The sequence below is a fragment of the Allorhizobium undicola ORS 992 = ATCC 700741 genome, assembly GCF_000621665.1.
Classification (GTDB): Bacteria; Pseudomonadota; Alphaproteobacteria; order Rhizobiales; family Rhizobiaceae; genus Allorhizobium; species Allorhizobium undicola.
This window is the reverse complement of the sequence record NZ_JHXQ01000001.1, coordinates 393,892-418,850: the sequence shown is the minus strand read 5'-3', so window position 1 is coordinate 418,850 and position 24,959 is coordinate 393,892. Positions and strand designations below refer to the sequence as shown.

24 protein-coding genes and 3 tRNA genes are annotated in these 24,959 nt (G+C 59.1%); 13 read left to right on the top strand and 14 right to left on the bottom strand.

The window, feature by feature from the left end; genetic code table 11:
• From T424_RS0102045 to T424_RS0102035, 3 genes are all read right to left on the bottom strand, one after another.
• Window positions 1-427 (bottom strand): GTP-binding protein (locus T424_RS0102045; RefSeq protein ID WP_027486242.1); only part of this gene is annotated, 427 nt, incomplete at its 3' end.
• A gap of 181 nt (window positions 428-608) precedes the next feature.
• Window positions 609-682: transfer RNA gene (locus T424_RS0102040), tRNA-Gly, on the bottom strand.
• Window positions 683-704: 22 nt separating this feature from the next.
• Window positions 705-789: transfer RNA gene (locus T424_RS0102035), tRNA-Tyr, on the bottom strand.
• 198 nt (window positions 790-987) lie between these two features.
• Here T424_RS0102035 and rlmB point away from each other — a divergent pair.
• The 3 genes from rlmB (at window position 988) to T424_RS22820 (ending at window position 2,431) form a co-directional block, all read left to right on the top strand.
• The gene (gene rlmB, locus T424_RS0102030) at window positions 988-1,863 is read left to right on the top strand and encodes a 23S rRNA (guanosine(2251)-2'-O)-methyltransferase RlmB (RefSeq protein WP_027486241.1); all 876 of its coding nucleotides are present in this window, start codon (window positions 988-990) and stop codon (window positions 1,861-1,863) included.
• 86 nt (window positions 1,864-1,949) lie between these two features.
• A complete protein-coding gene (locus tag T424_RS0102025) occupies window positions 1,950-2,141 on the top strand; it encodes a hypothetical protein (RefSeq protein WP_027486240.1) in 192 nt (63 codons plus the stop codon).
• A gap of 146 nt (window positions 2,142-2,287) precedes the next feature.
• Window positions 2,288-2,431, top strand: a complete 144-nt coding sequence (locus tag T424_RS22820; protein WP_169737293.1) for a hypothetical protein — start codon at window positions 2,288-2,290, stop codon at window positions 2,429-2,431.
• Between the two features lie 12 nt (window positions 2,432-2,443).
• Here the strand turns inward: T424_RS22820 and T424_RS0102015 are convergent.
• A tRNA-Thr gene (locus T424_RS0102015) sits at window positions 2,444-2,519 on the bottom strand.
• 142 nt (window positions 2,520-2,661) lie between these two features.
• Here T424_RS0102015 and T424_RS0102010 point away from each other — a divergent pair.
• A complete protein-coding gene (locus tag T424_RS0102010; RefSeq protein WP_027486239.1) occupies window positions 2,662-3,435 on the top strand; it encodes an NAD kinase in 774 nt (257 codons plus the stop codon).
• 144 nt (window positions 3,436-3,579) lie between these two features.
• On the opposite strand, the gene prfB is transcribed toward T424_RS0102010, so the two are convergent.
• The 3 genes from prfB to T424_RS19955 all read right to left on the bottom strand — a co-directional run bounded on the left by prfB (window position 3,580) and on the right by T424_RS19955 (window position 8,736).
• Window positions 3,580-4,708, bottom strand: a protein-coding gene (gene prfB, locus T424_RS0102005) for a peptide chain release factor 2 (RefSeq protein ID WP_154664766.1) whose coding sequence is annotated in 2 segments (ribosomal slippage) — window positions 3,580-4,638 and window positions 4,640-4,708 — 1,128 coding nt in all. Because the reading frame shifts where the segments join, the coding sequence is not laid out codon by codon here.
• 95 nt (window positions 4,709-4,803) lie between these two features.
• A complete protein-coding gene (locus T424_RS0101995) occupies window positions 4,804-7,260 on the bottom strand; it encodes a penicillin-binding protein 1A (protein WP_027486237.1) in 2,457 nt (818 codons plus the stop codon).
• Window positions 7,261-7,524: 264 nt separating this feature from the next.
• The gene (locus T424_RS19955; protein ID WP_084268354.1) at window positions 7,525-8,736 is read right to left on the bottom strand and encodes an N-acetylmuramoyl-L-alanine amidase; all 1,212 of its coding nucleotides are present in this window, start codon (window positions 8,734-8,736) and stop codon (window positions 7,525-7,527) included.
• 674 nt (window positions 8,737-9,410) lie between these two features.
• Here T424_RS19955 and T424_RS0101985 point away from each other — a divergent pair.
• Window positions 9,411-12,329, top strand: a complete 2,919-nt coding sequence (locus T424_RS0101985) for an Rne/Rng family ribonuclease (RefSeq protein WP_027486236.1) — start codon at window positions 9,411-9,413, stop codon at window positions 12,327-12,329.
• A 266-nt stretch (window positions 12,330-12,595) separates the two neighbouring features.
• On the opposite strand, the gene T424_RS0101980 is transcribed toward T424_RS0101985, so the two are convergent.
• Entirely contained in the window at window positions 12,596-13,753 is a 1,158-nt protein-coding gene (locus T424_RS0101980) for a pyridoxal phosphate-dependent aminotransferase (RefSeq protein WP_027486235.1), read from the bottom strand.
• Between the two features lie 245 nt (window positions 13,754-13,998).
• Here T424_RS0101980 and T424_RS0101975 point away from each other — a divergent pair, with 245 nt between their 5' ends.
• The 5 genes from T424_RS0101975 (at window position 13,999) to aat (ending at window position 17,917) form a co-directional block, all read left to right on the top strand.
• Window positions 13,999-14,760: a DsbA family protein gene (locus T424_RS0101975; RefSeq protein WP_027486234.1), complete on the top strand. Its 762-nt coding sequence runs from the start codon at window positions 13,999-14,001 to the stop codon at window positions 14,758-14,760.
• 204 nt (window positions 14,761-14,964) lie between these two features.
• Window positions 14,965-15,402: a type II 3-dehydroquinate dehydratase gene (gene aroQ / locus T424_RS0101970; protein ID WP_027486233.1), complete on the top strand. Its 438-nt coding sequence runs from the start codon at window positions 14,965-14,967 to the stop codon at window positions 15,400-15,402.
• Between the two features lie 26 nt (window positions 15,403-15,428).
• Entirely contained in the window at window positions 15,429-15,911 is a 483-nt protein-coding gene (gene accB, locus T424_RS0101965) for an acetyl-CoA carboxylase biotin carboxyl carrier protein (protein WP_027486232.1), read from the top strand.
• Between the two features lie 4 nt (window positions 15,912-15,915).
• Entirely contained in the window at window positions 15,916-17,265 is a 1,350-nt protein-coding gene (gene accC / locus T424_RS0101960; protein WP_027486231.1) for an acetyl-CoA carboxylase biotin carboxylase subunit, read from the top strand.
• A 7-nt stretch (window positions 17,266-17,272) separates the two neighbouring features.
• A complete protein-coding gene (gene aat, locus T424_RS0101955) occupies window positions 17,273-17,917 on the top strand; it encodes a leucyl/phenylalanyl-tRNA--protein transferase (RefSeq protein WP_027486230.1) in 645 nt (214 codons plus the stop codon).
• A 5-nt stretch (window positions 17,918-17,922) separates the two neighbouring features.
• Here the strand turns inward: aat and T424_RS0101950 are convergent, their stop codons facing one another.
• From T424_RS0101950 to gatB, 4 genes are all read right to left on the bottom strand, one after another.
• The gene (locus tag T424_RS0101950; protein ID WP_051558719.1) at window positions 17,923-18,345 is read right to left on the bottom strand and encodes a DUF2155 domain-containing protein; all 423 of its coding nucleotides are present in this window, start codon (window positions 18,343-18,345) and stop codon (window positions 17,923-17,925) included.
• A 104-nt stretch (window positions 18,346-18,449) separates the two neighbouring features.
• Window positions 18,450-18,848, bottom strand: coding sequence for an NADH:ubiquinone oxidoreductase subunit NDUFA12 (locus T424_RS0101945; RefSeq protein ID WP_027486228.1), 399 nt, complete (start codon window positions 18,846-18,848; stop codon window positions 18,450-18,452).
• 179 nt (window positions 18,849-19,027) lie between these two features.
• Complete coding sequence (locus T424_RS0101940) at window positions 19,028-19,525, bottom strand: GNAT family N-acetyltransferase (protein WP_027486227.1); 498 nt, start codon at window positions 19,523-19,525, stop codon at window positions 19,028-19,030.
• A 3-nt stretch (window positions 19,526-19,528) separates the two neighbouring features.
• Entirely contained in the window at window positions 19,529-21,034 is a 1,506-nt protein-coding gene (gene gatB, locus T424_RS0101935; protein ID WP_027486226.1) for an Asp-tRNA(Asn)/Glu-tRNA(Gln) amidotransferase subunit GatB, read from the bottom strand.
• A gap of 211 nt (window positions 21,035-21,245) precedes the next feature.
• On the opposite strand from gatB, the gene T424_RS0101930 reads away from it, so the two are divergent.
• The 3 genes from T424_RS0101930 to T424_RS0101920 are packed head-to-tail and all read left to right on the top strand — an operon-like array spanning window position 21,246 to window position 23,765.
• Complete coding sequence (locus T424_RS0101930) at window positions 21,246-21,989, top strand: glycosyltransferase family 2 protein (protein ID WP_084268353.1); 744 nt, start codon at window positions 21,246-21,248, stop codon at window positions 21,987-21,989.
• On the top strand, window positions 21,989-22,312 hold the full coding sequence (locus T424_RS0101925; RefSeq protein WP_027486224.1) for a lipid-A-disaccharide synthase N-terminal domain-containing protein: 324 nt from the start codon (window positions 21,989-21,991) through the stop codon (window positions 22,310-22,312). Before T424_RS0101930 ends, T424_RS0101925 begins: the two co-directional genes overlap by 1 nt.
• Window positions 22,313-22,319: 7 nt before the next feature.
• The gene (locus tag T424_RS0101920; protein WP_027486223.1) at window positions 22,320-23,765 is read left to right on the top strand and encodes an ArnT family glycosyltransferase; all 1,446 of its coding nucleotides are present in this window, start codon (window positions 22,320-22,322) and stop codon (window positions 23,763-23,765) included.
• 79 nt (window positions 23,766-23,844) lie between these two features.
• On the opposite strand, the gene T424_RS0101915 is transcribed toward T424_RS0101920, so the two are convergent.
• Together T424_RS0101915 and T424_RS0101910 are read right to left on the bottom strand one after the other, a co-directional pair.
• Window positions 23,845-24,360 carry a GNAT family N-acetyltransferase gene (locus T424_RS0101915; RefSeq protein ID WP_027486222.1) on the bottom strand — a complete coding sequence of 172 codons (516 nt, stop codon included), beginning with the start codon at window positions 24,358-24,360 and terminating at the stop codon, window positions 23,845-23,847.
• Window positions 24,361-24,482: 122 nt separating this feature from the next.
• Complete coding sequence (locus T424_RS0101910; RefSeq protein ID WP_027486221.1) at window positions 24,483-24,947, bottom strand: GNAT family N-acetyltransferase; 465 nt, start codon at window positions 24,945-24,947, stop codon at window positions 24,483-24,485.
• Between the last annotated feature and the right edge of the window lie 12 nt (window positions 24,948-24,959).

Genomic DNA, 24,959 nt, shown 5'->3' with positions numbered 1-24,959 from the left:
CCAGAAGCTCGGCGTCGTCAACCTGGTCAACCTTGTTCAGGAACACGACGATGGCCGGAACGCCAACCTGACGGGCCAGAAGAATGTGTTCGCGCGTCTGCGGCATCGGGCCATCGGCAGCCGAGCAAACCAGGATCGCGCCGTCCATCTGTGCGGCACCCGTGATCATGTTCTTCACGTAGTCGGCGTGGCCGGGGCAGTCAACGTGCGCGTAGTGACGAGCAGGCGTTTCATATTCAACGTGTGCCGTCGAAATCGTGATACCACGAGCCTTTTCTTCCGGCGCGGCGTCGATCTGGTCATACGCCTTGAACTCGCCGAAGAACTTCGTGATTGCTGCCGTCAGAGACGTCTTGCCATGGTCAACGTGGCCGATCGTGCCAATGTTAACGTGCGGCTTGTTGCGCTCAAACTTACTCTTTGCCATTTGAACTCTTCCTATGATCGAAAAAAGTTGACCCGGCGAACCGGTTTAGCGCCGCCGTTTAAGGCTTTCCCATCGAATGCGCAAGCTATAAATGCTCGAAAGCCATTCGATGGCAAAGAAGCACGACACAAGAGCCGAACCGTTAGCCAAAACCGACATAACAAAAGAAAAAGCGGAAACATGGAGCGGGTAGCGGGAATCGAACCCGCGTATTCAGCTTGGAAGGCTGCTGCTCTACCATTGAGCTATACCCGCGTGTTCGATCCGAATGTCGAAATGGTGGAGGGAGTTGGATTTGAACCAACGTAGGCTGAGCCAACGGATTTACAGTCCGTCCCCTTTAACCACTCGGGCATCCCTCCAGCTATTCGACCGGATCAAGCGACCAAGCTTACTGCGGAAGCGAAGCGCCTCGCTTCGTGTTCCGTGGCGGCTATATCGCTGAGCAAAACCGATAAGTCAACACGATCATCGACGAATTTTTCGAGTTTTTTCAGCCTGTGGAAAATGCTGCATCGCCTCGCCCTTTGCAGCAAAGGCGACCGGCGCTATAACGCTGCATGACCAAAAACAAAGATAATGACCGCTCCGCCCGCGACACCCACTATGCGACCCTGCGCCGCCAGGTTCGCGATGCAAAACGCGAAAAAGGCGAGATCCCGACACCACCGCTGAAGCGCCGGAAATCCAACACCGACTGGACGCCCCCTTCCCTTCAGCCCGATCAGGTTTTTCTTTACGGCCTGCACACCGTGCGTGCTGCATTGGAGAACCGTGAACGCCAGATCATAAAACTTTCCGCCACGCAAAACGCGCTGGCCCGCCTCGAGCTTCCCGATTCCGGTTCCCTGAAGTACCCGGTCGAAATCGTCAGCCCGCAGGACATCGATCGCGTTCTCGGGCCAGAGGCAATCCATCAGGGCGTCATGCTGGAAACACGCCCCCTGCCCGTTCGACGTCTGGAAGCCCTCAAGGAAAGCCCGCTTTTGCTGGTACTGGATCAGGTAACGGATCCCCATAATGTCGGCGCCATCATGCGAAGCGCGGTCGCCTTCGGGGCGGGCGCCGTTATCACCACCCAGCGCCATAGCCCGACTGAATCCGGCGTTCTCGCCAAATCCGCCTCCGGGGCGCTGGAACTCATCCCCTACATTCAGATCACCAATCTTTCGGATGCGCTGAGCGAACTGCACAAGCTTGGCTTTTTCACCATCGGCCTCGATTCGGAGGGCCCGCATCCGCTGGAAGGTAGCTTCAGCGGCGAAAAGATCGCGCTGGTTCTTGGCTCGGAGGGCAAGGGCTTGCGGCAGAAAACCCGCGAAACCGTGAATGCGCTGGCAAGGCTCGACATGCCGGGAGCAATCAAGTCGCTGAATGTTTCGAATGCGGCCGCCATTGCCCTTTATGCAACGCGCCAGTTTCTGCTTCGGTCCTGAGAAAACCGCGCTGGATGTGAGCCGGATTGCAGGAACCATGCCGTCTTTCGTTCGTTGGCAGGTTATCCACAGAAAAGGAGATAACCATGCCAGCGACCATTCCCCCACGTCCTGAAGATGCGCCCCGCGGCCCGCAGTCTACACCGGGCATTCCCGATCGCACGCAAGACGGCAAGGTAAACCCTCCCGTCCAGGACAAGGGTGACACGAAGAACCTCAACGATCCGGTCCCCAACCCGGCCCTTAATCCGGCAGGCGATCCGGCCGGCATGGCGTAAGCCCGCCGCCACCTCTTGAGCTGAGCGGCTTTATGGCTACACTCTTCGAAAAAGGCCAAATCCCCGTCTTATACAAGGCGATAACGGGTATCGGCAGACGGTTTACCGACTGCCAGAGACGGCCTTTAAGCGCAAGGGAGGTTTCCATGAACGACAATGTCATTAAATTTCGCAGGCCGGAGCAGCCTAAAAAACCGCGCCCCGGCCTGAAGCGCGCATTTCTGTTTGCTGGCGTGATGCTGGGTTTCATAGGCGTATGGGCCTACTACGCCTTTATTACACCTGCATGATGAGTGATGAAATGGTGCCCCCGGCAGGGTTCGAACCCGCGACCCCCTGATTACAAATCAGGTGCTCTACCAACTGAGCTACAAGGGCGTGCCCTGTCCCTAACAGATTCTCCGACCGAGTAAAGGAAAAATTGCATCATTGGCAGCCAGAGGCCATCACGGCGGAAAATCCTTGGCGTGGCCTGTCTTTATCATGTAGCAAGAAAATCCGGTTCAACAGGTCGTTTTCCATGGCGCGTTCCTTCAGTTCGCTTTGCTTTGTCGCGGCGCCGACGCCCGAAGCACAGGCTTCCCGCGAACAGATGATTCGCATTTACGGTAACGCAGCACGCGAGCAGGCCGATGTGCTGGTCGTTCTCGGGGGCGATGGTTTCATGCTTCAGGTGCTGCATGAAACCATGAACAGCGGTACGCTGGTTTATGGCATGAATCGCGGCACGGTCGGCTTTCTGATGAATGATTACCGGCTGGAGGGCCTGACGGAACGAATCGCTGCCGCAGCCGAAAACGATTTTCATCCGCTGAAAATGATCACTCGCGGCGTCGATGGCGCCGAGACGATGGCGCTTGCCATCAACGAAGTTTCGCTGCTGCGGCAATCTTATCAGGCCGCCAAGCTTCGCGTGTTGATCGACGGGCAAGAGAGGCTGGATGAATTGATTTGCGATGGCCTGCTGGTGGCAACGCCGGTGGGGTCCACTGCCTATAATCTTTCCGCACACGGGCCGATTCTCCCGCTCGAATCACCCTTGCTGGCGCTCACGCCGGTTTGCCCCTTTCGCCCCCGGCGCTGGCGCGGCGCGCTGCTGTCGGACCGCGTGACGGTGGATATTGAGATTCTTGAGGCTGAAAAACGTCCCGTCAACGCCGTTGCCGACAACACGGAAGTCAAATCGGTACTGCATGTGCGCATTCAGCAGGCCGATGACGTGACCGCGCGGATCTTGTCCGATCCCGATCATTCATGGTCTGACAGAATTCTGGCCGAGCAATTCGCCAATTAGAGCATAATTCGACCGGCGAGAAACGAGGATCGGCAAGATTATAGCTCGAAAAGAAAACGTTAGAGCATTTTAGGAAAAGTGCCTGATCCAACAAAAAACGGCGGGAAAATCCCGCCGTTCGTTTTTGCCAGGCTGCGTCAACCGTCAATCGATGTCGGCGACAGCATCGGCCTTGCCGCTGATTCGATGCGCAAGCGCTGCCTCCATGAACTCGTTCAGTTCACCGTTCAGCACATCATCCGGCGCCGTACTTTCAACGCCGGTACGCAGATCCTTCACCAGCTGATAAGGCTGGAGCACGTAAGAGCGGATCTGGTGGCCCCAGCCAATATCCGTTTTCGATGCGGCTTCTGCATTGGCGGCATCTTCACGCTTCTTCAGTTCCTGCTCATAGATGCGGGCGCGCAACATATCCCACGCTTTTGCGCGGTTCTTGTGCTGCGAGCGCTCCTGCTGGCAGGCCACCACGATGCCCGTGGGCATATGGGTGATACGGACAGCCGAGTCGGTGGTGTTGACGTGCTGACCACCGGCGCCTGACGAACGATAGGTATCGATCCGGCAGTCGCTTTCGTTGATCTCGATATTGATCGTATCATCGATGACAGGATAAACCCAGATCGACGAGAAGGACGTGTGCCGGCGGGCATTGCTGTCATAGGGCGAGATACGCACCAGCCGGTGAACACCCGATTCGGTCTTCAGCCAGCCATAGGCATTATGGCCCTTGACGTGGATCGTCGCGGATTTGATGCCCGCCTCTTCCCCGTCATGCACTTCCAGCACTTCGACCTTGAAGCCGTTTCGCTCGGCCCAACGGGTATACATGCGCAGCAGCATGTTCGCCCAATCCTGGCTTTCGGTGCCGCCCGCGCCGGAATGGACTTCCAGATAGGTATCGTTACCGTCGGCTTCGCCGGAAAGCATGGCTTCGACCTGCAAGCGGGCAGATTCGGTTTTCAGGGCTTTCAGCCCCTCTTCCGCTTCCTGCACGATGCTCTGATCGCCCTCTTCCTCACCCATCTCGATCAGCTCGATGTTGTCTTTCATCTGCTGTTCGAGGCGCTTGACGCCATTGATGCTTTCATCAAGCTGCTGACGCTCGCGCATCAGCTTCTGCGCTTCCTGGGCATCATTCCAGAGGGTCGGATCCTCTGCCTTGTTATTCAACCAGTCCAGCCGTCTTATCGCCTGATCCCAGTCAAAGATGCCTCCTCAGCAGGCTTATGGCCTGCTTGATTTCATCGACTACATTCTCGATTTCGTTTCGCATTTTCCCGTCTCGAACAATTGAATTGCGTGGCATCGACATAGAGATACGGGCTGCGGAAGTAAAGTCCGCAACCCGCCAACATCTCGTGCATATCATCAGAACAGGCCGGGCGTTCCCGATTGCACCGCCTGATTGACCTGCGGCGAGGTGCGCAGGATCTCTTCCGGCTGGGCGGCCGTATCCATGCCGATCACCGAGAGGCTGTCGGCGGGGCCCGTGCCCGGCTTGAAGGCTTCAACGATGGTGTCGGGATCACCTTCCACCGCCGCCATGCCGGTCTTGCGGTTCACGGCCATCATCTGCATTCCATCCGGAACCTGGAATTTCGAGGGCGGCGTGCCTTTCAGCGCGGCTTGCATGAACTCGTTGAACACAGGCGCGGCCAGCGAGCCGCCGGTGGCGCCTCGACCAAGACCGATGGGAGAATCGTAACCGATATAGAGGCCAGCGACGATCTCAGGCGTAAAGCCGACGAACCAGGTATCCTTGGCATCGTTGGTCGTGCCGGTCTTGCCCGCCACATCGCGGTCCAGCTTGATCTTGCCATAAGCCGTGCCGCGCTGGATGACCCCCTGCATCATGGAGGTGATCTGATAGGCCGTCATGGGGTCCAGAACCTGCAAGCGGTTGTCGGCGACGACCGGCTCTTCCTGATTGTTCCACGTCTCGCTGTTGCAACCTTCGCAAACCCGCTCCTCGTGCTTGAAAATGGTTTTGCCATACCGGTCCTGGATACGGTCGATCAGGGTTGGCTTGATCTGCTTGCCGCCATTGGCAATCACGGCATAAGCCGAAACCATGCGCAGCACCGTGGTTTCGCCAGAACCGAGAGACATGGCCAGAACGGGATTCATCTTGTCGTAAATGCCGAAACGCTCGGCATATTCGGCCACGAGATTCATGCCCATGTCATTGGCAAGACGCACCGTCATCAGGTTGCGGGAATGTTCGATGCCGTAACGCAGCGTGGCTGGGCCAACCGAGCCGCCGCCATCGTTTTGCGGCCGCCAGACCTGCCCGCCGGAAACGAACTCCACCGGCGCATCCAGCACAACGGAAGCTGGCGTATAGCCGCTGTCGAGCGCTGCGGCGTAAACGAACGGCTTGAACGAGGATCCGGGCTGGCGCATTGCCTGCGTGGCGCGGTTGAATTCCGATTGGGCGTAGGAAAAGCCGCCAACCAGTGCAAGCACGCGGCCCGTATGCGGATCCATGGCCACAAGCCCCCCCTGCACCTTGGGCGGCTGGCGCAGGCGATAACGCTTGGAATTTTCATCGCCAATGCGTTCGACAAAAACCACATCGCCGGTTTTCAGCACGCCATCGGGGGATTTTGCCGCCTTGCGGTCGCCGCGCCCGGAACGATAGGCCCATTCCATATCCGCAGCCGCAATCGTGCCGGTGAGACGCTCCGGCACGACCTTGCCGGCTGCGTCCTTGTCCGGCTGGAGGCCGATCTGCACCTCCCTGGTGGAGGCCGAAAGAACCACGGCCAGCTCCCATTCCGGCACATCGGCAAGGGCTGCGACATCGGCCAGCGGCACACCCCAGTCCGGCCCGCTGTCAATGGTCTTGACCGGGCCGCGATAGCCGCGCCGCTCATCGTAAGTCACAAGGGCCGCCTGCAAAGCATTGCGGGCCGCCGTCTGCATCCGCGGGTCCAGCGAGGTGCGGATGGAAAGCCCACCTTCATACAGGGATTTTTCGCCATATTTGTCGATGACCTGACGGCGCACTTCCTCGGAGAAATATTCCGAGGCAAAGACATTACCGCCGCCACGACGCAGGTTTACGCCGAGCGGCTCCTTCTTGGCTTCTTCCCCATCCGGCTGACTGACGAAGCCGTTTTCCACCATACGGTCGATCACCCAGTTGCGCCGCTCAAGAGCTGCCTGGGTGTGGCGATAGGGATGGTAGTTGGACGGCCCCTTGGGCAGGGAGGCGAGATAAGCGGTTTCGGCAATGGTCAGTTCGGTAACGGGCTTATCGAAATAGGTGAGCGCCGCACTGCCGATGCCATAGGCATTCAACCCGAAGAAAATCTCGTTCAGATAAAGTTCGAGGATCTTGTCCTTGGAATAGGCCTGCTCGATGCGGAAGGAGAGAATGGCCTCCTTGACCTTGCGGTCCATGGTCTGGTCTGCAGACAACAGGAAGTTCTTCGCGACCTGCTGGGTAATGGTGGAGGCGCCGACCGGCCGACGGCCAGAGCCGAAATTCTGCAAATTCACCAGCACAGCACGGCCAAGACCATAAAGATCAACACCGGGATGGCTGTAGAAATTCTTGTCTTCCGCCGAAAGAAAGGCTGCCTTTACCCGGTCCGGAATGGCCTGAATGGGCAGGAACAGACGCCGTTCATGGGCATATTCGGCGATCAGCGCGCCATTTCCGGCATGGATGCGCGTCGTCACCGGAGGTGCATATTGGCTCAGCACCTCGTAGTCGGGCAAATCCCGCGTGACGCTTGCCAGGTAAAGCGCCGCAACCGCGGCAATACCCAACGCCGCAACGCAGGCCAGTCCGAAGAAATATCCAATCAGTCTTATCATGATCCCGCTACCGGCAATGGCTTTCGGTTTACAAGCGACGTCCGCCGGGCATCACCTGCTGTCCGGCGTTTTACATAGCCGAACCTCAAATACAAGGCAGTTGCGGCCACACGAGCCTTTCCAGACCCTGGCTCATTCGAATTGCCCCGGCAGGATGCCTCAATGCGCGCAAGGTGCAACCCATCTTTCTGCATTCCCGCGATATTGTGCGCAAAATGCGGCCAGAGAAGGAATGCGCGCCGGTTTTCCCCGGCAAAGGTTGCATCAGCCTCCCTTGGCGGCAAGCGGCGCGCGATATTTGTTGATCGCCTTCACCAGAAGATCGGCAACCTTGTTGCGCCACGCCGGGTCCAGAAGCAGCTTTTCATCATCCTTGTTTGACAGAAATCCCATTTCCAGCAGAATCGAAGGCACATCCGGCGCTTGCAGCACCCGGAAACCGGCAAAGCGGTGGGGATTGTTGATGAGATTTATCTGCCCCTCGAAGGAGGAAACCACGGACTTGGCCATCGCCACGGAGAAGGCCTGGGTTTCGCGGCGCGTCAGGTCCGCCAGAATGTCGGAGACCTCCGGCGGCTCGGATCCGGCATCCACGCCGCCGACCTCGTCCGACTGGTTCTCGCGCTCGGCGGCCGCCGCCGCCAGATGGTCCGACGCCTTGTCCGAGATGGTATAGACGGTGGCGCCGCGAATACCCACCTGACCCAGCATGTCGGCATGAATGGAAATGAAGAGATTGGCGCGCCCCTGCCGCGCCAGCGTCACACGCTGTGAAAGGGAAAGAAACTCGTCCTTTTCCCGTGTCAGGAAAGCCTTTATGCCCTTTTGCCGGTTCAGCCGCTCCACCAGCGCTCTGGCAAAGGCAAGGGTGATGGTCTTTTCCGGCGTGTTCGTCACCTTGCCGCTGGCGCCTGCATCGATACCGCCATGACCGGCATCGACAGCAATCACGAAAGCCTCGGCGGATACCGGCGCCGCCCCCTCCACCGCCGCGGGAAAATCACCCTTTGCGGGACGCGCGTCTGCGGTCCAGGCCTCAGGAGAGACAAGCGCGGCAAAACCCGCCGCATCCGTCATCTCGGCATCCAGCACCAGACGGAAGCCCTTGCCGTTTTCGTTGGGCAGGATTTCGGATTTGACGATCTTTGCCGGTCTTGCAGCCGTGCTCAGCACGAGGCGGGAATGGGCACTGTCAATGGCTCCGAACCGAACATCGCGAAACAGACCGCGCGCCTCGAGATCCTGCGATGGAAAGCTGAAGGAAACCGCTGGAAGATCAACCACGATGCGATCGGGATTGGCGATATAGCGAAGGGAGACATCCGGCTTGCCATCGAAATCGATGACGATGCGCGTGCGGGCATCGTCACCGGCAATGCGCGCCGCATAAGCAGTCAGCACGCCCGCATGGACAACCGAGAAAAGCCCCGTGAAAATAACAAATACCAGCGCGGCAAAACGCACGACAAACCTCAACCGTTTCGCGCTCCCGGCGCCATCATGCTCCCCATCCTCGCAACCGAAGCCCTGATCAGAAGTCTACCCGCCCCGGCGCCTGCCCTGCAACCCCTGGCCGTCTCCCCTTCAATCCGTGCCATGCAGCAAAGCGGCTGCAATCCTTTTTCCGCGCGCATTGAGCAACGCCACTAAATTACGATTTTTATCAATATTATGACCGTTCGGGGTTTCCCGCTTGCCAATGAGATACAGAAACCATACAACAGAAATAAGGGATAAAATTGTCGACGGGATAGAATCGTCGTGACGGCTGCCAACCTAGAGGACCTGGCGCCATGTGTCCGAGCTTTCATCCGCCGCCAAGGCAGGTTTTTCCCGAAACTGAATCGTATGGCCGGGCTTCCGGCAAACAGCAAGGCGGGAAACCGTCATCCGCTCATTCGAGCATTCATCGGGCCTTATGGCCTATGGTATTGACGCTCTTGTTTGGTATTTGATGTCGTTGCAGCAGTCATTGTACAGTTTCGTCAGTCTCGGGGCTATTTCAAGCCCGGCTCCTGACGCGCTGCTGCCCGCAAGAACCAGACCGGCAAGGGCATATTTATCCGGCGCATCGCATTCGAGACCAGCTTTGCCGGGCGCAATGCCCGCAGCCCTCCTCGCAACCGATCGCGCCGAGGAGCAGAACTTCCATGGCAGACAAAATGCTAATCGACGCGTCTCACGAGGAAGAGACGCGCGTCGTCGTCGTACGCGGTAACAGGATCGAAGAATTCGACTTCGAGTCCCAGCACAAGAAGCAGATCCGCGGCAATATCTACCTCGCCAAGGTCACGCGGGTCGAACCCTCTCTTCAGGCCGCCTTCGTCGATTATGGCGGCAATCGCCACGGCTTCCTGGCCTTCGCCGAAATTCATCCCGATTACTACCAGATACCCCTTGCAGACCGTCAGGCCCTTCTCAAGGCGGAAGCGGAAGAGCATGATCGCCACGACGAAGGCGATTTCGAGCCTCGCGGCGCCGATCCGGCAACGGCTGTCCAGCCCGAAGTTGAAAACCCGGCAGAATTCGTGAACGAAGCCGAGGAAGTGGCTGCGCTTTCCGCTCAGGCGAGTGCGGCGCCAACGCCGGAAGAAGCTGCCTCAGCCGACGCCGCTGTTCAACCGGAAGATGAGCCTGTCGCCGAGGCAGAAGAGGCAGCCAAGCCGAAGGCGCGCCGCCCCCGCAAGCCCCGCGCCAAGAAGGCTGCGGCCACCGGGGAAGAGACGCCAGCGCCCGTTGCGATCGAAAGCGATGAGGGTGGCGAGGATGACGGCTCCTCCAGAGGCAGCATGGCTGCAATGGTCGATACCGACTCCATTTCCGAAGAGGCGGGCGTTCACTCCATTCACGGGGATGACGACGACGAGGATGAAGGCGAGAAGGAAGTGATCGAATCCGTGGGCGCCGAAGACGCCATGGAAGAGGTTCCCGATCGCGTGCGCCGTATGCCGCGCAAACAGTACCGCATTCAGGAAGTCATCAAGCGCCGCCAGATCCTGCTGGTTCAGGTGGCCAAGGAAGAGCGTGGCAACAAGGGTGCCGCTCTCACCACCTATCTGTCTCTGGCTGGCCGTTACTCCGTTCTGATGCCGAACACGGCACGCGGCGGCGGCATTTCCCGCAAGATCACCAATCCCACCGACCGCAAGCGGTTGAAGGAAGTTGCGCGCGAACTCGACGTGCCGCAGGGCATGGGCGTGATCCTGCGCACCGCTGGCGCAAACCGCACCAAGGTCGAGATCAAGCGTGACTTCGAATATCTGATGCGCCTGTGGGAAAACGTGCGCACGCTGACGCTGAACTCCACGGCGCCCTGCCTCGTTTATGAGGAAGGCTCGCTGATCAAGCGCTCCATCCGCGACCTCTACAACAAGGACATCGGCGAAATCGTCGTCTCCGGTGAAGAGGGCTATCGTGAAGCGAAGGACTTCATGAAAATGCTGATGCCGAGCCATGCCAAAGTGGTTCAGCCCTATCGCGACATCCACCCGATTTTCTCGCGTTCCGGCATCGAAGCGCAGCTCGACAGGATGCTTCAGCCGCAGGTGACGCTGAAATCCGGTGGCTACATCATCATCAACCAGACCGAAGCCCTGGTTTCCATCGACGTGAATTCCGGTCGTTCGACCCGCGAATATTCCATCGAGGATACGGCACTTCAGACCAATCTCGAGGCTGCCGAGGAAGTCGCGCGCCAGCTCCGCCTGCGTGACCTTGCCGGCCTGATCGTCATCGACTTCATCGACATGGAAGAAAAGCGCAACAATCGCGCTGTCGAGAAGAAGCTGAAGGACTGCCTGAAAAACGACCGCGCCCGCATTCAGGTTGGCCGCATCTCGCATTTCGGGCTTCTGGAAATGTCGCGTCAGCGCATTCGCGCCAGCGTGCTGGAATCCACGACCCAGACCTGCCCGCATTGCTCCGGCACGGGCCTTATCCGTTCGCAGTCTTCCGTTGCCCTGCATGTTCTGCGCGGCATCGAAGAATTCCTGCTGAAAAGCACGACGCATGACATTACCGTGCGCACACTGCCGGAAACCGCGCTCTACTTGCTGAACCACAAGCGCGGCACCATTGTCGATTACGAGAAGCGCTTTGGCGTTGCCATCGTCATCGACGCAGACGCTGCCATCGGCCATCAACATTTCGCAATCGAGCGCGGCGAGGCGGTTGCCAATCCGGTAAAGATCGAAAGCCTGATGCCGCTCTTCACCGAAATCGAGGAAGATGATCCGATCATCGAAATCGAGGAAGACGAAGAAGAGGTTGCAGGTGAAGCCGCTGCTCCGGCTGTCGCATCCAGCGCCAATGGCGAGGATGGCAATGGCCGCAAGCGCAAGCGCCGCCGTCGCCGCCGTGGCCGCAACGGCAATGGCAATGGCGAACAGATGGGCGCCAATGGCGAAGAGGGTGATGACGCCGACGATGGCGACGACATCGAAGCCACCGACGCAACGGAACAGGCTGCCGCTGAAGGCGAAGAGGCTGGGGACGAAAATGGCAATGGCGAAAGCCAGCGCCGCAAGCGCCGCCGTCGCGGCAAGCGCGGTGGACGCCGCGGTCGCGACGAGAATGGCTTGGCTGCCGATGGTGACAGTGCTGAAACCGATGAAGGCGACAGCGATGGCGACGCCGAAACGGATGATGCCGAGGCCGCACAAGCGCCCGTCGAGCTTCCCGTGGCTGAACCGGTCGCGGCTGTGGAGGCTCCCGCTGCCAAACCGCGACGCTCGCGCCGCGCAAAGACCACTGCCGCTCCTGAGGCCGCCGTTGAAGAAGCCGTAAGCGCGGTTTCTGGCAGCGATGTTCAGGCCGTCGAGGCTCCCGCCAGCGACCCGCAGGACGCGGTGGCAGAAGCCGCTGTGTCAGCGCCCGCAGAGGCAGAGCCAAAAGCGGCAGAAGCCGAGCCCGCATCGATGGAGACGGAATCGAAACCGGTTCGCGCCAATCGGGAGTCGAACGTCGTTTCGTCCGAACCTGTGGTGACTTCGGTCAATAGCGGGGAGAATGGCGAAGAGGCCGGAAAGCCGAAAAAAGGCGGCTGGTGGCAGCGCCGCGGCTTCCTGTAATTTTCACGAAGTCCTCAGGCATGTCCGTTGAACAGGTTTCGACGGACATGCCCCACTTTATAGATCCGGTTTCACCGGTAGGACGGCACGGAGCAGCAACGCCTCACTGGCCTGCAATGATGGGTCTTCAAGGGTATTGCCCTCACGCAAGCGGCAGGCATTTTCCGTCAAGATATAGTGTTGCCTGAGTGGCGATCGCTCCTACAACGCCGTGCGTTTGTTAAAACGCACGGCGTTGTAATAGGGCCAATCAAACGCGACGCGCTTTACGATAGCCAGTTCTCCAGCCGCGATAGAGCTTCCTGCATTTCTGCCAGCGTTCCCGCATAGGAAAAGCGCATGGCGCGATGGCCTTCCAGCGGGTCGAAGTCAAGGCCGGGAGTTGCCGCTATATCGGTCTCGGCCAACATCCGGCGGGCAAAATCCATGCTGTCATTGGTGTACTGGCTTACATCGACATAGGCGTAAAATGCGCCATCCATAGGGGAAAGGAGCGGCAGGCCGATTTGTGGCAGCCGTCGCGCCAGCAGATCACGATTTTCCCGGCAGGCCTGGCGGTAGATCTCCAACTCCTCCCCCGCGTCAAGGGCCGCAAGGGCGGCAATCTGCGATAGCTCGGGAGCGGAAATATAAAGGCTCTGCGCAAGGCATTCCACCGGCCGCACCATATGCTCCGGCAGGATCATCCAGCCGATGCGCCACCCCGTCATGCGATAATATTTCGAGAAGGAGTTGATGATGACCGCCTTGGGGGCAAACTCGGCCGCACTGGCCTCGTCCGCGCCATAGGTCAGGCCGTGGTAGATCTCGTCTGAAATGAAAGCGATGCCGTTATCGTCGCACCAGCCAGCCAGTTTTTGCAATTGCGCCCTGCCTGTCACGGTTCCGGTGGGATTGGCTGGACTTGCCAGCAGCACCCCTTTGAGGCGCACACCCGCAGCACGCGCTTCCCGCTCAAGATTTTCGGGGGATAGCGTATAGCCGCTCTCCGGCCCGACCGGCACTTCAAGCACCACCAGCCCCAAGGCCTTCAGGATGTTGCGATAGGCAGGGTAGCCGGGTCGCGCGATGGCCACCGCATCGCCTGCATCGAAAAGAGTGAGAAAGGCAAGGTTGAAACCTGCCGATGATCCTGTGGTGATCACTACCCTTCCCGGATCGATCCCGGCGCCGTAGCGGGTGGCATAAAGCCCGGCCACCGCCTGACGCAAATCCGCCCGGCCAAGCGCATCGGTATAGCCGATAGGGCCGCTCACCAGGGCTGCCTGGGCCGCCGCCATCGCAAGCCTTGGAGCGAGAGCTACAGGTTGTCCCACGGCCAAAGACAGCACCGGGCGGCCTTGCGCCTTGCGGCGATTGGCCTGCGCCAGCACATCCATGGCATGAAAGGGATCGACGGCACTACGATTTGACAAGCTTGACACGAAATTCACTCCTGAAACTGGCATGAAGGCAGGTTTGCCGCATCGCTGCCGTAATCTCAATGCCAGCCTTCCCACTCTCGACATTTTCCGGTGCGTTGACCGGATAGTGAACGCAATCGGCTGGACGAAAGACACGGCGGCTGACAAAACCTTAACGGCAAATTGTTTCGGCGCGCGGCCTTCTGCGCTGCGCGATCGGCCGGACACAGGATCGACTGCCTCAATGATACCGCTCGGAGAATTTCATGCATAAGAGACTTTTCCACACCGCCATCGCCGTCTCCTTGATGGCGGGCCTTTCTCTGCCCTCCGCAGCCCTGGCACTCGATGCAAAGCAGAAGCAGGAAATGGGGGAATTCATCAAGGAATATCTGATTGCCAATCCGGAGATCATGCTGGATGTGCAGGATGCCTTGCAGAAGAAGCAGGAAGCCGCACGCGCGGCAATGGCCAATCAGGCCGTCGCCAGCGCCAAGGACGAGATCTTCAACGCAAAAACCGATATTTCCCTCGGAAATCCGAAGGGCGACGTGACGATCGTCGAATTCTTCGATTACAATTGCGGCTATTGCCGTCACGCCTTGTCCGACATGAACCAAATTCTCAAAGACGACAAAAATGTCCGCTTCGTCTTGAAAGAGTTTCCAATCCTCGGACCTGAATCGGTTGCCGCGCACCGTGTATCCGCAGCACTCAAGCAGATCGCACCGGAAAAATATCCGGAATTCCACCAGACGCTTATGAGCGGCGGCACACGCGCCACAGAAGAAAGCGCCATGGAGGTCGCAACTTCGCTTGGGCTCAGCGAGGATGAGTTGCGCAAGGTGATGAAAGCCAGCCCGAACGATGCAACGGTCAAGCAAACCTACCAGCTGGCGCAAAATCTCGGCATCAACGGCACGCCCGCCTATGTGATCGGCACGGAGGTCATTTCTGGCGCCATCGGCGCCGATGAACTGGAAGCAAAGCTCAAGAACATGCGCAGTTGCGGAAAATCCGATTGCTGATCCCGTCAACCTGCCGAAATCCCCAATAGGATCGGCAGGCGGAATATCTCATGGTCCTGAAGGCGGACCGAACATCAATTCTGGCCTTTCTTTCCACTGGAAAGACCAGGGAAATGCCGCATCAAGAGGAAGAAGGCCCAAAAGGTCTTTTCCTTGCGGTCTGGCCGGTCTATAGGAGGCGGTTGAAACGCGACGGAACGGTGTATGACCAGAACCATTTTCGTGCTGAACGGCCCCAATCTCAACATGCTGGGAAAGCGTGAGCCGGGCATATATGGCGGCAAGACGCTTGCCGATATTCAGGCAGATTGCGCTTCCCATGGGGAAATTCACGGGTTTTCAGTGGATTTTCGTCAGAGTAACCATGAGGGCCAGTTGGTCGATTGGCTGCATGAAGCGAATGACAAGGCGGTGGGCGTTGCCATCAATGCCGGCGCCTACACCCACACATCCGTCGCGCTTCATGACGCCATCCGCGCCATTTCCATTCCGGTGGTCGAGCTGCATATTTCAAACGTCCATGCACGGGAAGAGTTCCGGCATAAATCCATGATCGCTGCTGCGGTCAAGGGCGTGATATGCGGCTTTGGCCCCTACTCCTACGTTCTGGCGCTTCAGGCGCTGGACAATCTCACCCGATAAAAGAAGAAACACAGGGACCCTTTTCCATGGCTGACAAGAAATCCGGCATTGACCAGGCACTGATCCGCGAGCTGGCCAATATCCTCAACGAAACCGATCTCAGCGAGATCGAGGTGGAGCAGGACGCACTGAGAATTCGTGTTTCGCGTGCCGCGCCGCAGATGATCGCCGCCCCGGTTCAGGCCTATGCTCCGGCGCCTGCAATGGCTGCGGCGCCTGCCGCAGCGCCAGCCCCCGCCGCCGCTGTACCGGCCGCCCCGGCTGCTCGCGACCTTTCCAAGGCTGTCACCGCGCCCATGGTCGGCACGGTCTATCTGGCTCCCGCCCCAGGCGCACGTCCCTTCATCGAAGTGGGCGCCACCGTCAAGGAAGGCCAGACCCTCCTCATCATCGAAGCCATGAAAACCATGAACCAGATCCCCTCGCCGCGTTCGGGCAAGATCGTCGAAATCCTCACGGATGACGGCAGCCCCGTAGAATATGGCGAAGCGCTGGTCATCATCGAGTAAGCGTATGAGCACGATCTCCAAGATTCTCATTGCCAATCGCGGCGAAATTGCCCTGCGCGTTCTTCGCGCCTGCAAAGAGCTTGGCATCGCTTCCGTTGCCGTGCACTCCACTGCCGATGCGAACGCCATGCATGTGCGCCTTGCCGATGAGAGCGTGTGCATTGGCCCGCCTCCCTCGCGCGAGAGCTATCTGAACATCCACCAGATCGTCGCTGCCTGCGAAATCACCGGCGCTGATGCGGTGCATCCGGGCTACGGCTTTCTGTCCGAAAACGCGAAGTTTGCCGAGATCCTCGAGGCGCATGGCATCACCTTCATCGGGCCGACCGCCGAACATATCCGCCTGATGGGTGACAAGATCACCGCCAAGCAGACCGCCCAGGAACTGGGAATCCCGGTCGTGCCCGGCTCCGACGGTGAGGTTCGCCCGGACAATGCACTGGAGATCGCCCGCAAGATCGGCTATCCCGTGCTCATCAAGGCAACCGCCGGCGGCGGTGGACGCGGCATGAAGGTGGCCAAGACCGAAGAAGACCTGATGGAGGCCTTCAACACGGCGCGGACCGAAGCGGCAGCCGCCTTTGGCAATGATGCGGTCTATATGGAGAAATATCTCGAAAAGCCGCGCCACATCGAGGTTCAGGTCTTCGGCGACGGCGCCGGAAACGCCATTCACCTCGGCGAACGCGATTGCTCGCTGCAACGCCGCCATCAGAAGGTGCTTGAAGAAGCCAACTCGCCAGCCCTCAATGTCGAGCAGCGAATGAAGATCGGCCAGATCTGCGCTGACGCCATGAAGAAGCTGAAATATCGCGGGGCCGGCACCATCGAGTTCCTCTATGAAAACGGCGAGTTCTATTTCATCGAAATGAACACCCGTTTGCAGGTGGAGCATCCGGTAACAGAAGCCATTACCGGCATCGACCTCGTGAACGAGCAGATCCGCGTTGCCTCCGGCGCCGGACTTTCCGTCACGCAGGACGAAGTGGTTTTCCATGGCCATGCCATCGAGTGCCGCATCAATGCGGAAGATCCACGCAATTTCACTCCCTCGCCCGGCACCATCACCCATTTCCATGCTCCCGGCGGGCTTGGTGTGCGCGTCGATTCCGGCGCCTATGCGGGCTACAAGATTCCGCCCTATTACGACAGCCTTATCGGTAAGCTGATCGTGCATGGCCGGACTCGCGTGGAATGCATGATGCGTCTGCGCCGGGTACTGGATGAATTCGTCATTGACGGCATCAAGACCACGCTGCCGCTGTTTCAGGATTTGATCACCAATCCTGATATTGCCAATGGCGATTATGACATCCACTGGCTGGAGAAATATCTGGCCAACAAGCAGGATTGAGGTTGATATGGGAAGACGCAGCAGGGATATGGGCTTGACGCCGGAAATCCTGCTGCGTGCCTATTCCATCGGCATGTTTCCGATGGCTGAAGCCGCGGACGACCCGGACCTCTACTGGGTCGAACCCGAAATGCGCGGCATCCTGCCGCTGGACAGTTTTCACGTGTCCAAGAGCCTTGCCAAGACCATTCGGCAAAAACCCTTTTCCATTCGCTATGATACCGCTTTTTCCCGCGTCATGGAAAAATGCGCGGAACCTGCGCCAGACCGTCCCGGAACCTGGATAAACCAGACCATCGTCAGGCTTTACGGCGAGCTTCACCGCATGGGCCACGCCCACAGCGTGGAGGCATGGGAAGGCAGCGAACTGGTTGGTGGTCTTTACGGTGTTTCTCTCGGGGCGGCCTTTTTTGGCGAAAGCATGTTTTCCCGCCGCAGCAATGCCTCCAAGATCTGTCTCGTGCATCTCGTCGAGCGCTTGCGGCTGCAGGGCTTCATGCTTCTGGACACGCAGTTTACCACGGACCATCTGAAAACCTTTGGCGCCATTGACGTCCCCAAGGCCGATTATTGCCTGATGCTGGAGCGCGCCATCGCCCCTCCCCACCGGCCGTTTTTGCTGCCCGGAGAATCCAGCGGGACTTCTGGTTGAAAGGATTACTTCTGGCTGGGCTTCGGTACGTCGGAGCTTTGCTTGCAGTCCTTCAGCCAGACGTCATAAATGGGATGTTCCACGGCATTCAGCGCCGGACTATCGGCAAACATCCAGCCCGAGAAGATGCGGCGAATCTTGCGGTCGAGGGTGATTTCCTCCACCTGTACGAAGGCATCGACGTGCTGTGCCTCGGACGAATCGCGCGAGTAGCAAACCTTGGGCGTGACCTGCAAGGCGCCGAACTGCACCGTCTCGTTCACATAAACGTCGAATTCGGTTATGCGTCCGGTAATCTTGTCCAGGCCGGAGAAGACGGCAACCGTGTTGGAAATGCGTGCTGCCTGCACAGAACCCGGCAGGGTAAGCCCGGACAGCGCCAGAGCGGCAACTGAGAAGAGCCAGGGGCGCAGGCGAACTGTCAGCATGGACACGTCATTCCTCAATCAGAAAATCATAAGGTTCGGGGCCGGAGGTATGTCCTTCCAGCCCCTACCTGTCTATGCGGCAATTATGGCCAAAGCCCGGAGGCTTAGTTGCCCGGCGTCCAGGCGTCGTAATCGCCGGTTACGCGCGGGCGTTCCCCGGTGGCGGCAATCGAACCCTGCGGGCGATAGGCGGCAGCAGAACCGGTGAGATTGGCGTGATGCGCCTTTTCCCATTCGCGGGGCTGATAATTATCCTTGGTCGGCGGCGTGTTGGTGCGGTGATGCATCCAGCCATGCCAGCCCGGAGGAATGGCGGAGGCTTCGGCATAGCCCTTGAAAACCACCCACCGGCGCGGAAGACCATAGCTGGACAGCGGGCCCTCGTAATAGATATTGCCGAACTGGTCTTCACCGACGCGCTTTCCATGGCGCCAGGTGAAAAAACGGGTTCCGATAGTCTGGCCGCTCCACCAGGTGAAAATCTGCAACAGAAGCTGCTTCATGTCTCGTCCTCGGCTCTGCCAGCCGCGCTGGCAGCTTTCATTCTGTTTCGCTTATGACGCCTCGCGCCGGGATTGTCCAGCAAAAGCGGTCGCCCTCATCGTCATTTCAGCCTGCAATGCAATGAAAAATCGCTGCCCCAATCTCCATTCCAAGACCGAGGATCATCTTCCGAAAAAACCTATTTCAGCGTCTTCTCCAGCACGCGCACAGCAATCTCACTGGCCTCGCCGCCGCCCCCGCCGATCCGGTCCACCTCGTTAAAGCCATGCGCGGTGTAGAAGGCAATTACGCCGGAATTCTTCTCGTCCACCTCCAGCCGCATCACCTCGGCATCGGGAAAACATGTTTCCAATTCTGCAAAGAGATCGCGCCCAATGCCCTGCCGCTGCAAGGAAGGGTGGACGTAAAGCTGGTGAAGAATTGCGGTCTTGGCCATTTTCGGCGCCATGGCGGCAAAGGCCATGCCACCGATCCTGCGGCCATCATCGGCCACCAGAAACTCCCCGTCGCGGCGCTCAAGCTGTGCCTTGAGCGCGGCTGGGGAATGCCACTGCCGGGTGATCTCTTCGACCTTGGCCGCACCGTGGAATGCGTCATAGGTGGCGTGCCAGGTTTCATGCAAAAGCCTGCGCACCTTCTCCATATCGCTTTCGGTGGCGGTCCGGACGAAGAACACGCCCTATTCCTCTTCGATGCCGAGCTTCGCCTTGACCAGCGCCTGCACGGCCTGGGGGTTGGCCTTACCGCCGGTGGACTTCATCACCTGCCCAACGAACCAGCCTGCCAGCGTCGGCTTTGCCTTGACCTTGGCCACCTGATCGGGATTGGCCGCGATGATGTCGTCAACCGCCTTTTCGATGGCGCCAGTATCCGTGACCTGCTTCATGCCACGGCTTTCCACCAGCGCAGCCGGGTCGCCGCCCTCGTTCCAGACGATTTCGAACAGATCCTTGGCGATCTTGCCGGAAATCGTGCCGTCCTTGATGAGGTCGATAATACCACCGAGCTGGGCGGGAGAAACCGGAGTCTCTTCAATGGCTTTGCCCGCCTTGTTCAAGGCGCCCAGGAGGTCGTTGATGACCCAGTTGGCGGCAGCCTTGCCGTCACGGCCCTCGGCCACGGCTTCGAAATAATCGGCAATCGCCTTTTCCGACACCAGAACGGAGGCATCATAGACCGAAAGCCCAAGCTCGGCGACGAATCGGGCCTTCTTGTCATCCGGCAATTCCGGCAGCGTTGCCTTCAGTTCGGAGACGAAAGCATCGTCGAATTCGAGCGGCAGCAGGTCCGGATCGGGGAAGTAGCGGTAATCATGCGCATCTTCCTTGGAGCGCATGGAGCGGGTCTCGCCCTTGCCCGGATCGAAAAGGCGCGTTTCCTGATCGATGACGCCGCCATCTTCCAGAATCGCAATCTGGCGACGGGCTTCATACTCGATGGCCTGACCGATGAACCGGATGGAATTGACGTTCTTGATCTCGCAGCGCGTGCCGAACGCTTCGCCCGGACGGCGCACCGAAACGTTGACGTCGGCCCGCATGGAGCCTTCATCCATATTGCCATCGCAAGTGCCGAGATATCGCACGATGGAGCGCAGCTTGGTCATATAGGCCTTGGCTTCATCGGAGGAGCGCATGTCCGGTTTGGATACGATTTCCATCAGCGCCACGCCGGAGCGGTTGAGATCCACATAGGACATGGTCGGATGCTGGTCATGCATCGACTTGCCTGCATCCTGCTCCAGATGCAGACGCTCGATGCCGATTTCGATGTCCTCGAAATTGCCCTGGCGATCCGGCCCCAGCGAGATGATGATCTTGCCTTCGCCGACGATCGGATCCTTGAACTGCGAAATCTGGTAGCCCTGCGGCAGGTCCGGATAGAAATAGTTCTTCCGGTCGAAGATCGAGCGGTTGTTGATCTTCGCCTTCAGGCCAAGGCCGGTGCGCACCGCCTGACGGACGCATTCCTCGTTGATGACCGGCAACATGCCGGGCATGGCGGCATCCACCAGCGACACGTTGGAATTCGGCGCATTGCCGAAAACGGTGGAGGCGCCGGAAAACAGCTTGGACTGGCTGAGAACCTGGGCATGGACCTCCATGCCGATGATGACTTCCCAGTCGCCGGTGGCGCCGGGAATCAGGCGTTTCGGGTCGGGCGTGCGCGTATCGACAAGGGTCATGACATGCTCTTCTACAGGAATGGTATTTTCTCTTCCGGTTAGAGCAATTGTCCCCAAGGTGCAAGACTTGCCGCGACGCGCGGCGACGATGCGGCGATATGCTGGTGGATTGCGCCACGCAAATGCGGCAAAACCCCGCAATTCTGGTGACGAGCCCTGCAAAACAAGCTAAGGAGCCGCCATCCACTCCCTGGCACCCATTGGACCGGCCATGACCGCTGACGTGACACCCCGCTTTTCCATCGTCGTTCCTATGAAGAACGAGGCGGAGAATATCGATCTCATGATTGCCGAAATCGAAGAGGCCTGCGCCGGATTCGATTTCGAGGCGATTTTCATCGATGACGGTTCGACCGATGCCACGCGCGCCCGGCTGGAACAGGCCATGGCCCGCCTTCCCTGGCTGCGCGGGCTCTCGCACGCCTCCTCCGGTGGCCAGTCGGCAGCCGTGCATTCGGGCGTTCTTGCCGCGCGTGCGCCAGTCATCTGCACCATGGACGGCGACGGGCAAAATCCGCCCGCTGAAATTCCCCGCCTCGTGGCACCGCTGATTGCCGCCGACTGTCCGGCAGGCCTTGCCCTCGTCGCGGGCCAGCGCGTGAAGCGGCAGGATACGCTGTCCAAGCGGCTTGCCTCCAAGGCAGCCAATGCCATCCGCCAGAGCCTGCTGAACGACCATACCCGCGACACGGGCTGCGGCCTGAAGGCCTTTCGCCGGGATGCGTTTCTGGAGCTTCCCTTTTTCAACCACATGCATCGTTACCTGCCAGCGCTTTTCACCGCCCATGGCTGGTCGGTGGCGCATGTGGATGTGAGCCACCGGCACCGCCATGCCGGCACCTCCAACTACAACAACCTGCAAAGGGGCCTTGTCGGCATTTACGACCTGATCGGCGTGGTGTGGCTGATCAAGCGCCGCAAGCGTGTGCGCCCGCAGGAATTGGGTAAAGCCTGATGAGCGACCTTCTCGCCTATTTCAAAATCCATTCCACCAGCGATCTCGTCTGGCTGGGGCTTGGCGTCGTGGCGCAATTGATGTTTTCGCTGCGCTTCATCATCCAGTGGCTGGTATCGGAAAAAGCCAAGCGCTCCGTCATGCCCACGGCCTTCTGGTGGTTTTCTCTGGCCGGTGGCGTCATGCTGCTGGCCTATGGCCTGCATCGCGGGGAACCGATCATCATCCTCGGGCAGGGCCTCGGCCTGATCGTCTATGTGCGCAATCTCATGCTGGTGCATCAGGGCCGCAAGACCGGCCTGCCGAACGAATCGGAAAGCTGAACCGATCATGAAACTCTCGCTGCGCGTGACCATCGCTCTTATCCTTGCGTTAACCGCCTACCGTATCGTGATGCTGCATTTCGACGGCACCGATCTTTTCGTGGATGAGGCGCAATACTGGCAATGGTCGCAGCATCTGGATTTCGGCTATTATTCCAAGCCGCCAATGATTGCCTGGGTCATCCACCTGTTCACCACGCTTGGCGGCTCCAGCGATATTTTCTGGATCAGGCTGGCAAGCCCGCTGCTGCATATGGCAACGGCGCTGATCCTCATTCCCGCCACAGCCCGCCTCACCGGCTCGAAGGAGGTCGCAAACTGGACGGCGATCAGCTATGCCACCCTGCCAGGCGTGGCGCTCTCTTCCGTGTTCATGTCCACCGATACTGTGCTTTTCCCCTGTCTGGCCATCACCCTCTACGCCTATTCTCACCTCATCGAACGCCGCGCCGCTGGCTTTGCGGTGCTGGTGGGCGTGGCGATCGGCTTCGGTACGCTGGCAAAATATGCCATGCTCTACTTTGTGGCGACCGCCGCGATTGCCGCGATTTTCATACCGCGCACGCGCATTGCGCTGCGCGATTGCCTGTTTGCGGCCATCGCGACGCTGCTGGTGATTTTTCCCAATATCTGGTGGAACGCCACCCATGGCGGCGCAACGCTGAAACACACCTCTGAAAATGCCGACTGGCACGGCCTGAACTTCAAACTGGGCAAGGCGCTGGAATTTTTCTCCAGCCAGTTCGGCGTGGTCGGGCCGGTACTGTTCGCCGCCATGATCGTGGTGTTCGTTCGCCTTGTGCGCGGCCGCGCACAGCCCACGGAAAAGCACCTCTTCATCCTGTCCTGGCCCATTGTGCTGGCCATCGTGTTTCAGGCGCTGATGTCGCGGGCCTATGCCAATTGGGCCGCGACAGCCTATGCCGCCGGCACCATGCTGGCGGTGTTTTATCTTTTTACGCATTCGCCGCGCTGGCTTCGCGCATCGCTCGTTATCAACACTCTTGCAGCACTGCTTTTCCCGCTCATGACGGTGCTTGCCCAGGACGTTCGCCTGCCAAATGGCAAACCCGTTCTGGCGCGGTATCTCGGTCGCGCCGAGCTTTCACGACAGATCGGCGAAACCGCAACCCGCGTTGGCGCCGCCACCATCGTTGCCGACAACCGCGATATTCTGGCCGATCTTTTCCACACGCTGCGCAACGAGCCCTATACGGTGCTGGCCCGCACGCAGGGCGGATTTCCGCGAAACTACTATGAGCAGACCTTTCCCCTTACGTCAGCCAAGGGTGATGATCTGGTGCTTTACGTAACGGCAGCCGGGGTTCTGTCCTGCCATGGCGTCACGCTCGATCCCGTGGCTGATCTCAGCCCCCGCGACGGCTATCTTGCCGGCAGACGCCTTCATGCCTTCGCGCTGCCTGCCAGCTGCCTGACAAACCTGATCGGATAAAGCGGTGTCCTGCAAAGAGTGATGCCGGATTTCTGACCGGAAAAGATGAGCCAGAGCGTTGGAGCGCCATGACGCAAGGTCAGAACATGCCGCCCGGACCATAGGTCAGGCGCTCATTCTGAACGAGGCGCTTTGCCATGCCGACGGTTTCCATGTCCCGGTCGAGCTTGGGATTATAAACCACGGACAGCCACTGGATCCCGAAACCATTCGACTTGAAGAATTGCACCGCTTCCCGGTTGCGGGCATGGGTTTCCAGCCGCGTTTCTTCATAGCCTGCATGGCGTATCGCTTCCTCCACCGCTGAAAGCAGGGCTGAACCATAGCCTTTGCGCAGATGATCGGGATCGATCCAGAAATCGGAAATGCGCTCATCCAGTGTTTCGCGCGCCGCCCAGCCCATGGGTCTGCCATGGCTTTCCACCACAGTGATGGTAAGCGGCGAAGAGCGCGTGAAATTCTGGAATGCCGAGCGGGCGTTTTCCACCATGGCGCGGCTTTCCCCGATCGGCAGCATGGCCCGTTCCCAGGCCCGAAAGCCAATATCCGCCAGAAAAACCAACTCTTCCGGATGCGCACTGCGAATCGCAACCACGCTTGCCTCCACTGTCCCCTGCTTCAAAGTAGAACATTGGTTTCAGCAATTGACCAGAGCGTGTCCGGCAAAAGTGCAGGGGCAGTCCTTTTCCGGACATGCAACCTGTGGACAGTGGAATATCAGTCCAGCCTGCGACGCAAGCGGACCGCCGGGATCTCCAGCTTCAGCACATAATCGACAGCCATGCCCTGCCACACCATGTCGAAACCGGCACGGCGATAGAGCCCGATGGCTGGAAAATGATTCTGGTGGGTGGAGATGAGCGCCTGCCCTGCCCCTTCGGCACGAAGAACGCCACAGACATGCTCCAGCAAGGATGCGCCAATGGCATGGCTTTGCGGATCGGGAAGCAGCCAGACATCGGAAAGACAATCCGGCTTTTCGCCCCGCGCCACCCAACCGGCAAGCACACCATGCCGTTCCGCCAGAAATACCGGCCCTGTCACCTCGAAGGGAAAGCGCAGAAAGCCCTCTCTCACACGCTGCGCAACCTTGGGGTTGGCCATGATCCGATCCGGCGGGCCATTATGCCGCCAGGCATTCCAGCCAAGATGGCCGACCGCCTCGCGATCAGCCTCCTCCATCCGCCGAAAGTA

Coding starts and splice junctions, on each gene's coding strand:
- T424_RS0101930 (WP_084268353.1), top strand. CDS start 21,246: ATGACCGCTGACGTGACACCCCGCTTTTCCATCGTCGTTCCTATGAAG.
- T424_RS22820 (WP_169737293.1), top strand. CDS start 2,288: ATGAACGACAATGTCATTAAATTTCGCAGGCCGGAGCAGCCTAAAAAA.
- T424_RS0101920 (WP_027486223.1), top strand. CDS start 22,320: ATGAAACTCTCGCTGCGCGTGACCATCGCTCTTATCCTTGCGTTAACC.
- accC (WP_027486231.1), top strand. CDS start 15,916: ATGAGCACGATCTCCAAGATTCTCATTGCCAATCGCGGCGAAATTGCC.
- T424_RS0101995 (WP_027486237.1), bottom strand. CDS start 7,260: ATGATAAGACTGATTGGATATTTCTTCGGACTGGCCTGCGTTGCGGCG.
- T424_RS0102025 (WP_027486240.1), top strand. CDS start 1,950: ATGCCAGCGACCATTCCCCCACGTCCTGAAGATGCGCCCCGCGGCCCG.
- aroQ (WP_027486233.1), top strand. CDS start 14,965: ATGACCAGAACCATTTTCGTGCTGAACGGCCCCAATCTCAACATGCTG.
- T424_RS0102010 (WP_027486239.1), top strand. CDS start 2,662: ATGGCGCGTTCCTTCAGTTCGCTTTGCTTTGTCGCGGCGCCGACGCCC.
- T424_RS0101925 (WP_027486224.1), top strand. CDS start 21,989: ATGAGCGACCTTCTCGCCTATTTCAAAATCCATTCCACCAGCGATCTC.
- T424_RS0101975 (WP_027486234.1), top strand. CDS start 13,999: ATGCATAAGAGACTTTTCCACACCGCCATCGCCGTCTCCTTGATGGCG.
- aat (WP_027486230.1), top strand. CDS start 17,273: ATGGGAAGACGCAGCAGGGATATGGGCTTGACGCCGGAAATCCTGCTG.
- rlmB (WP_027486241.1), top strand. CDS start 988: ATGACCAAAAACAAAGATAATGACCGCTCCGCCCGCGACACCCACTAT.
- T424_RS0101945 (WP_027486228.1), bottom strand. CDS start 18,848: ATGAAGCAGCTTCTGTTGCAGATTTTCACCTGGTGGAGCGGCCAGACT.
- accB (WP_027486232.1), top strand. CDS start 15,429: ATGGCTGACAAGAAATCCGGCATTGACCAGGCACTGATCCGCGAGCTG.
- T424_RS0101910 (WP_027486221.1), bottom strand. CDS start 24,947: ATGGAGGAGGCTGATCGCGAGGCGGTCGGCCATCTTGGCTGGAATGCC.
- T424_RS0101950 (WP_051558719.1), bottom strand. CDS start 18,345: ATGCTGACAGTTCGCCTGCGCCCCTGGCTCTTCTCAGTTGCCGCTCTG.
- gatB (WP_027486226.1), bottom strand. CDS start 21,034: ATGACCCTTGTCGATACGCGCACGCCCGACCCGAAACGCCTGATTCCC.
- T424_RS0101985 (WP_027486236.1), top strand. CDS start 9,411: ATGGCAGACAAAATGCTAATCGACGCGTCTCACGAGGAAGAGACGCGC.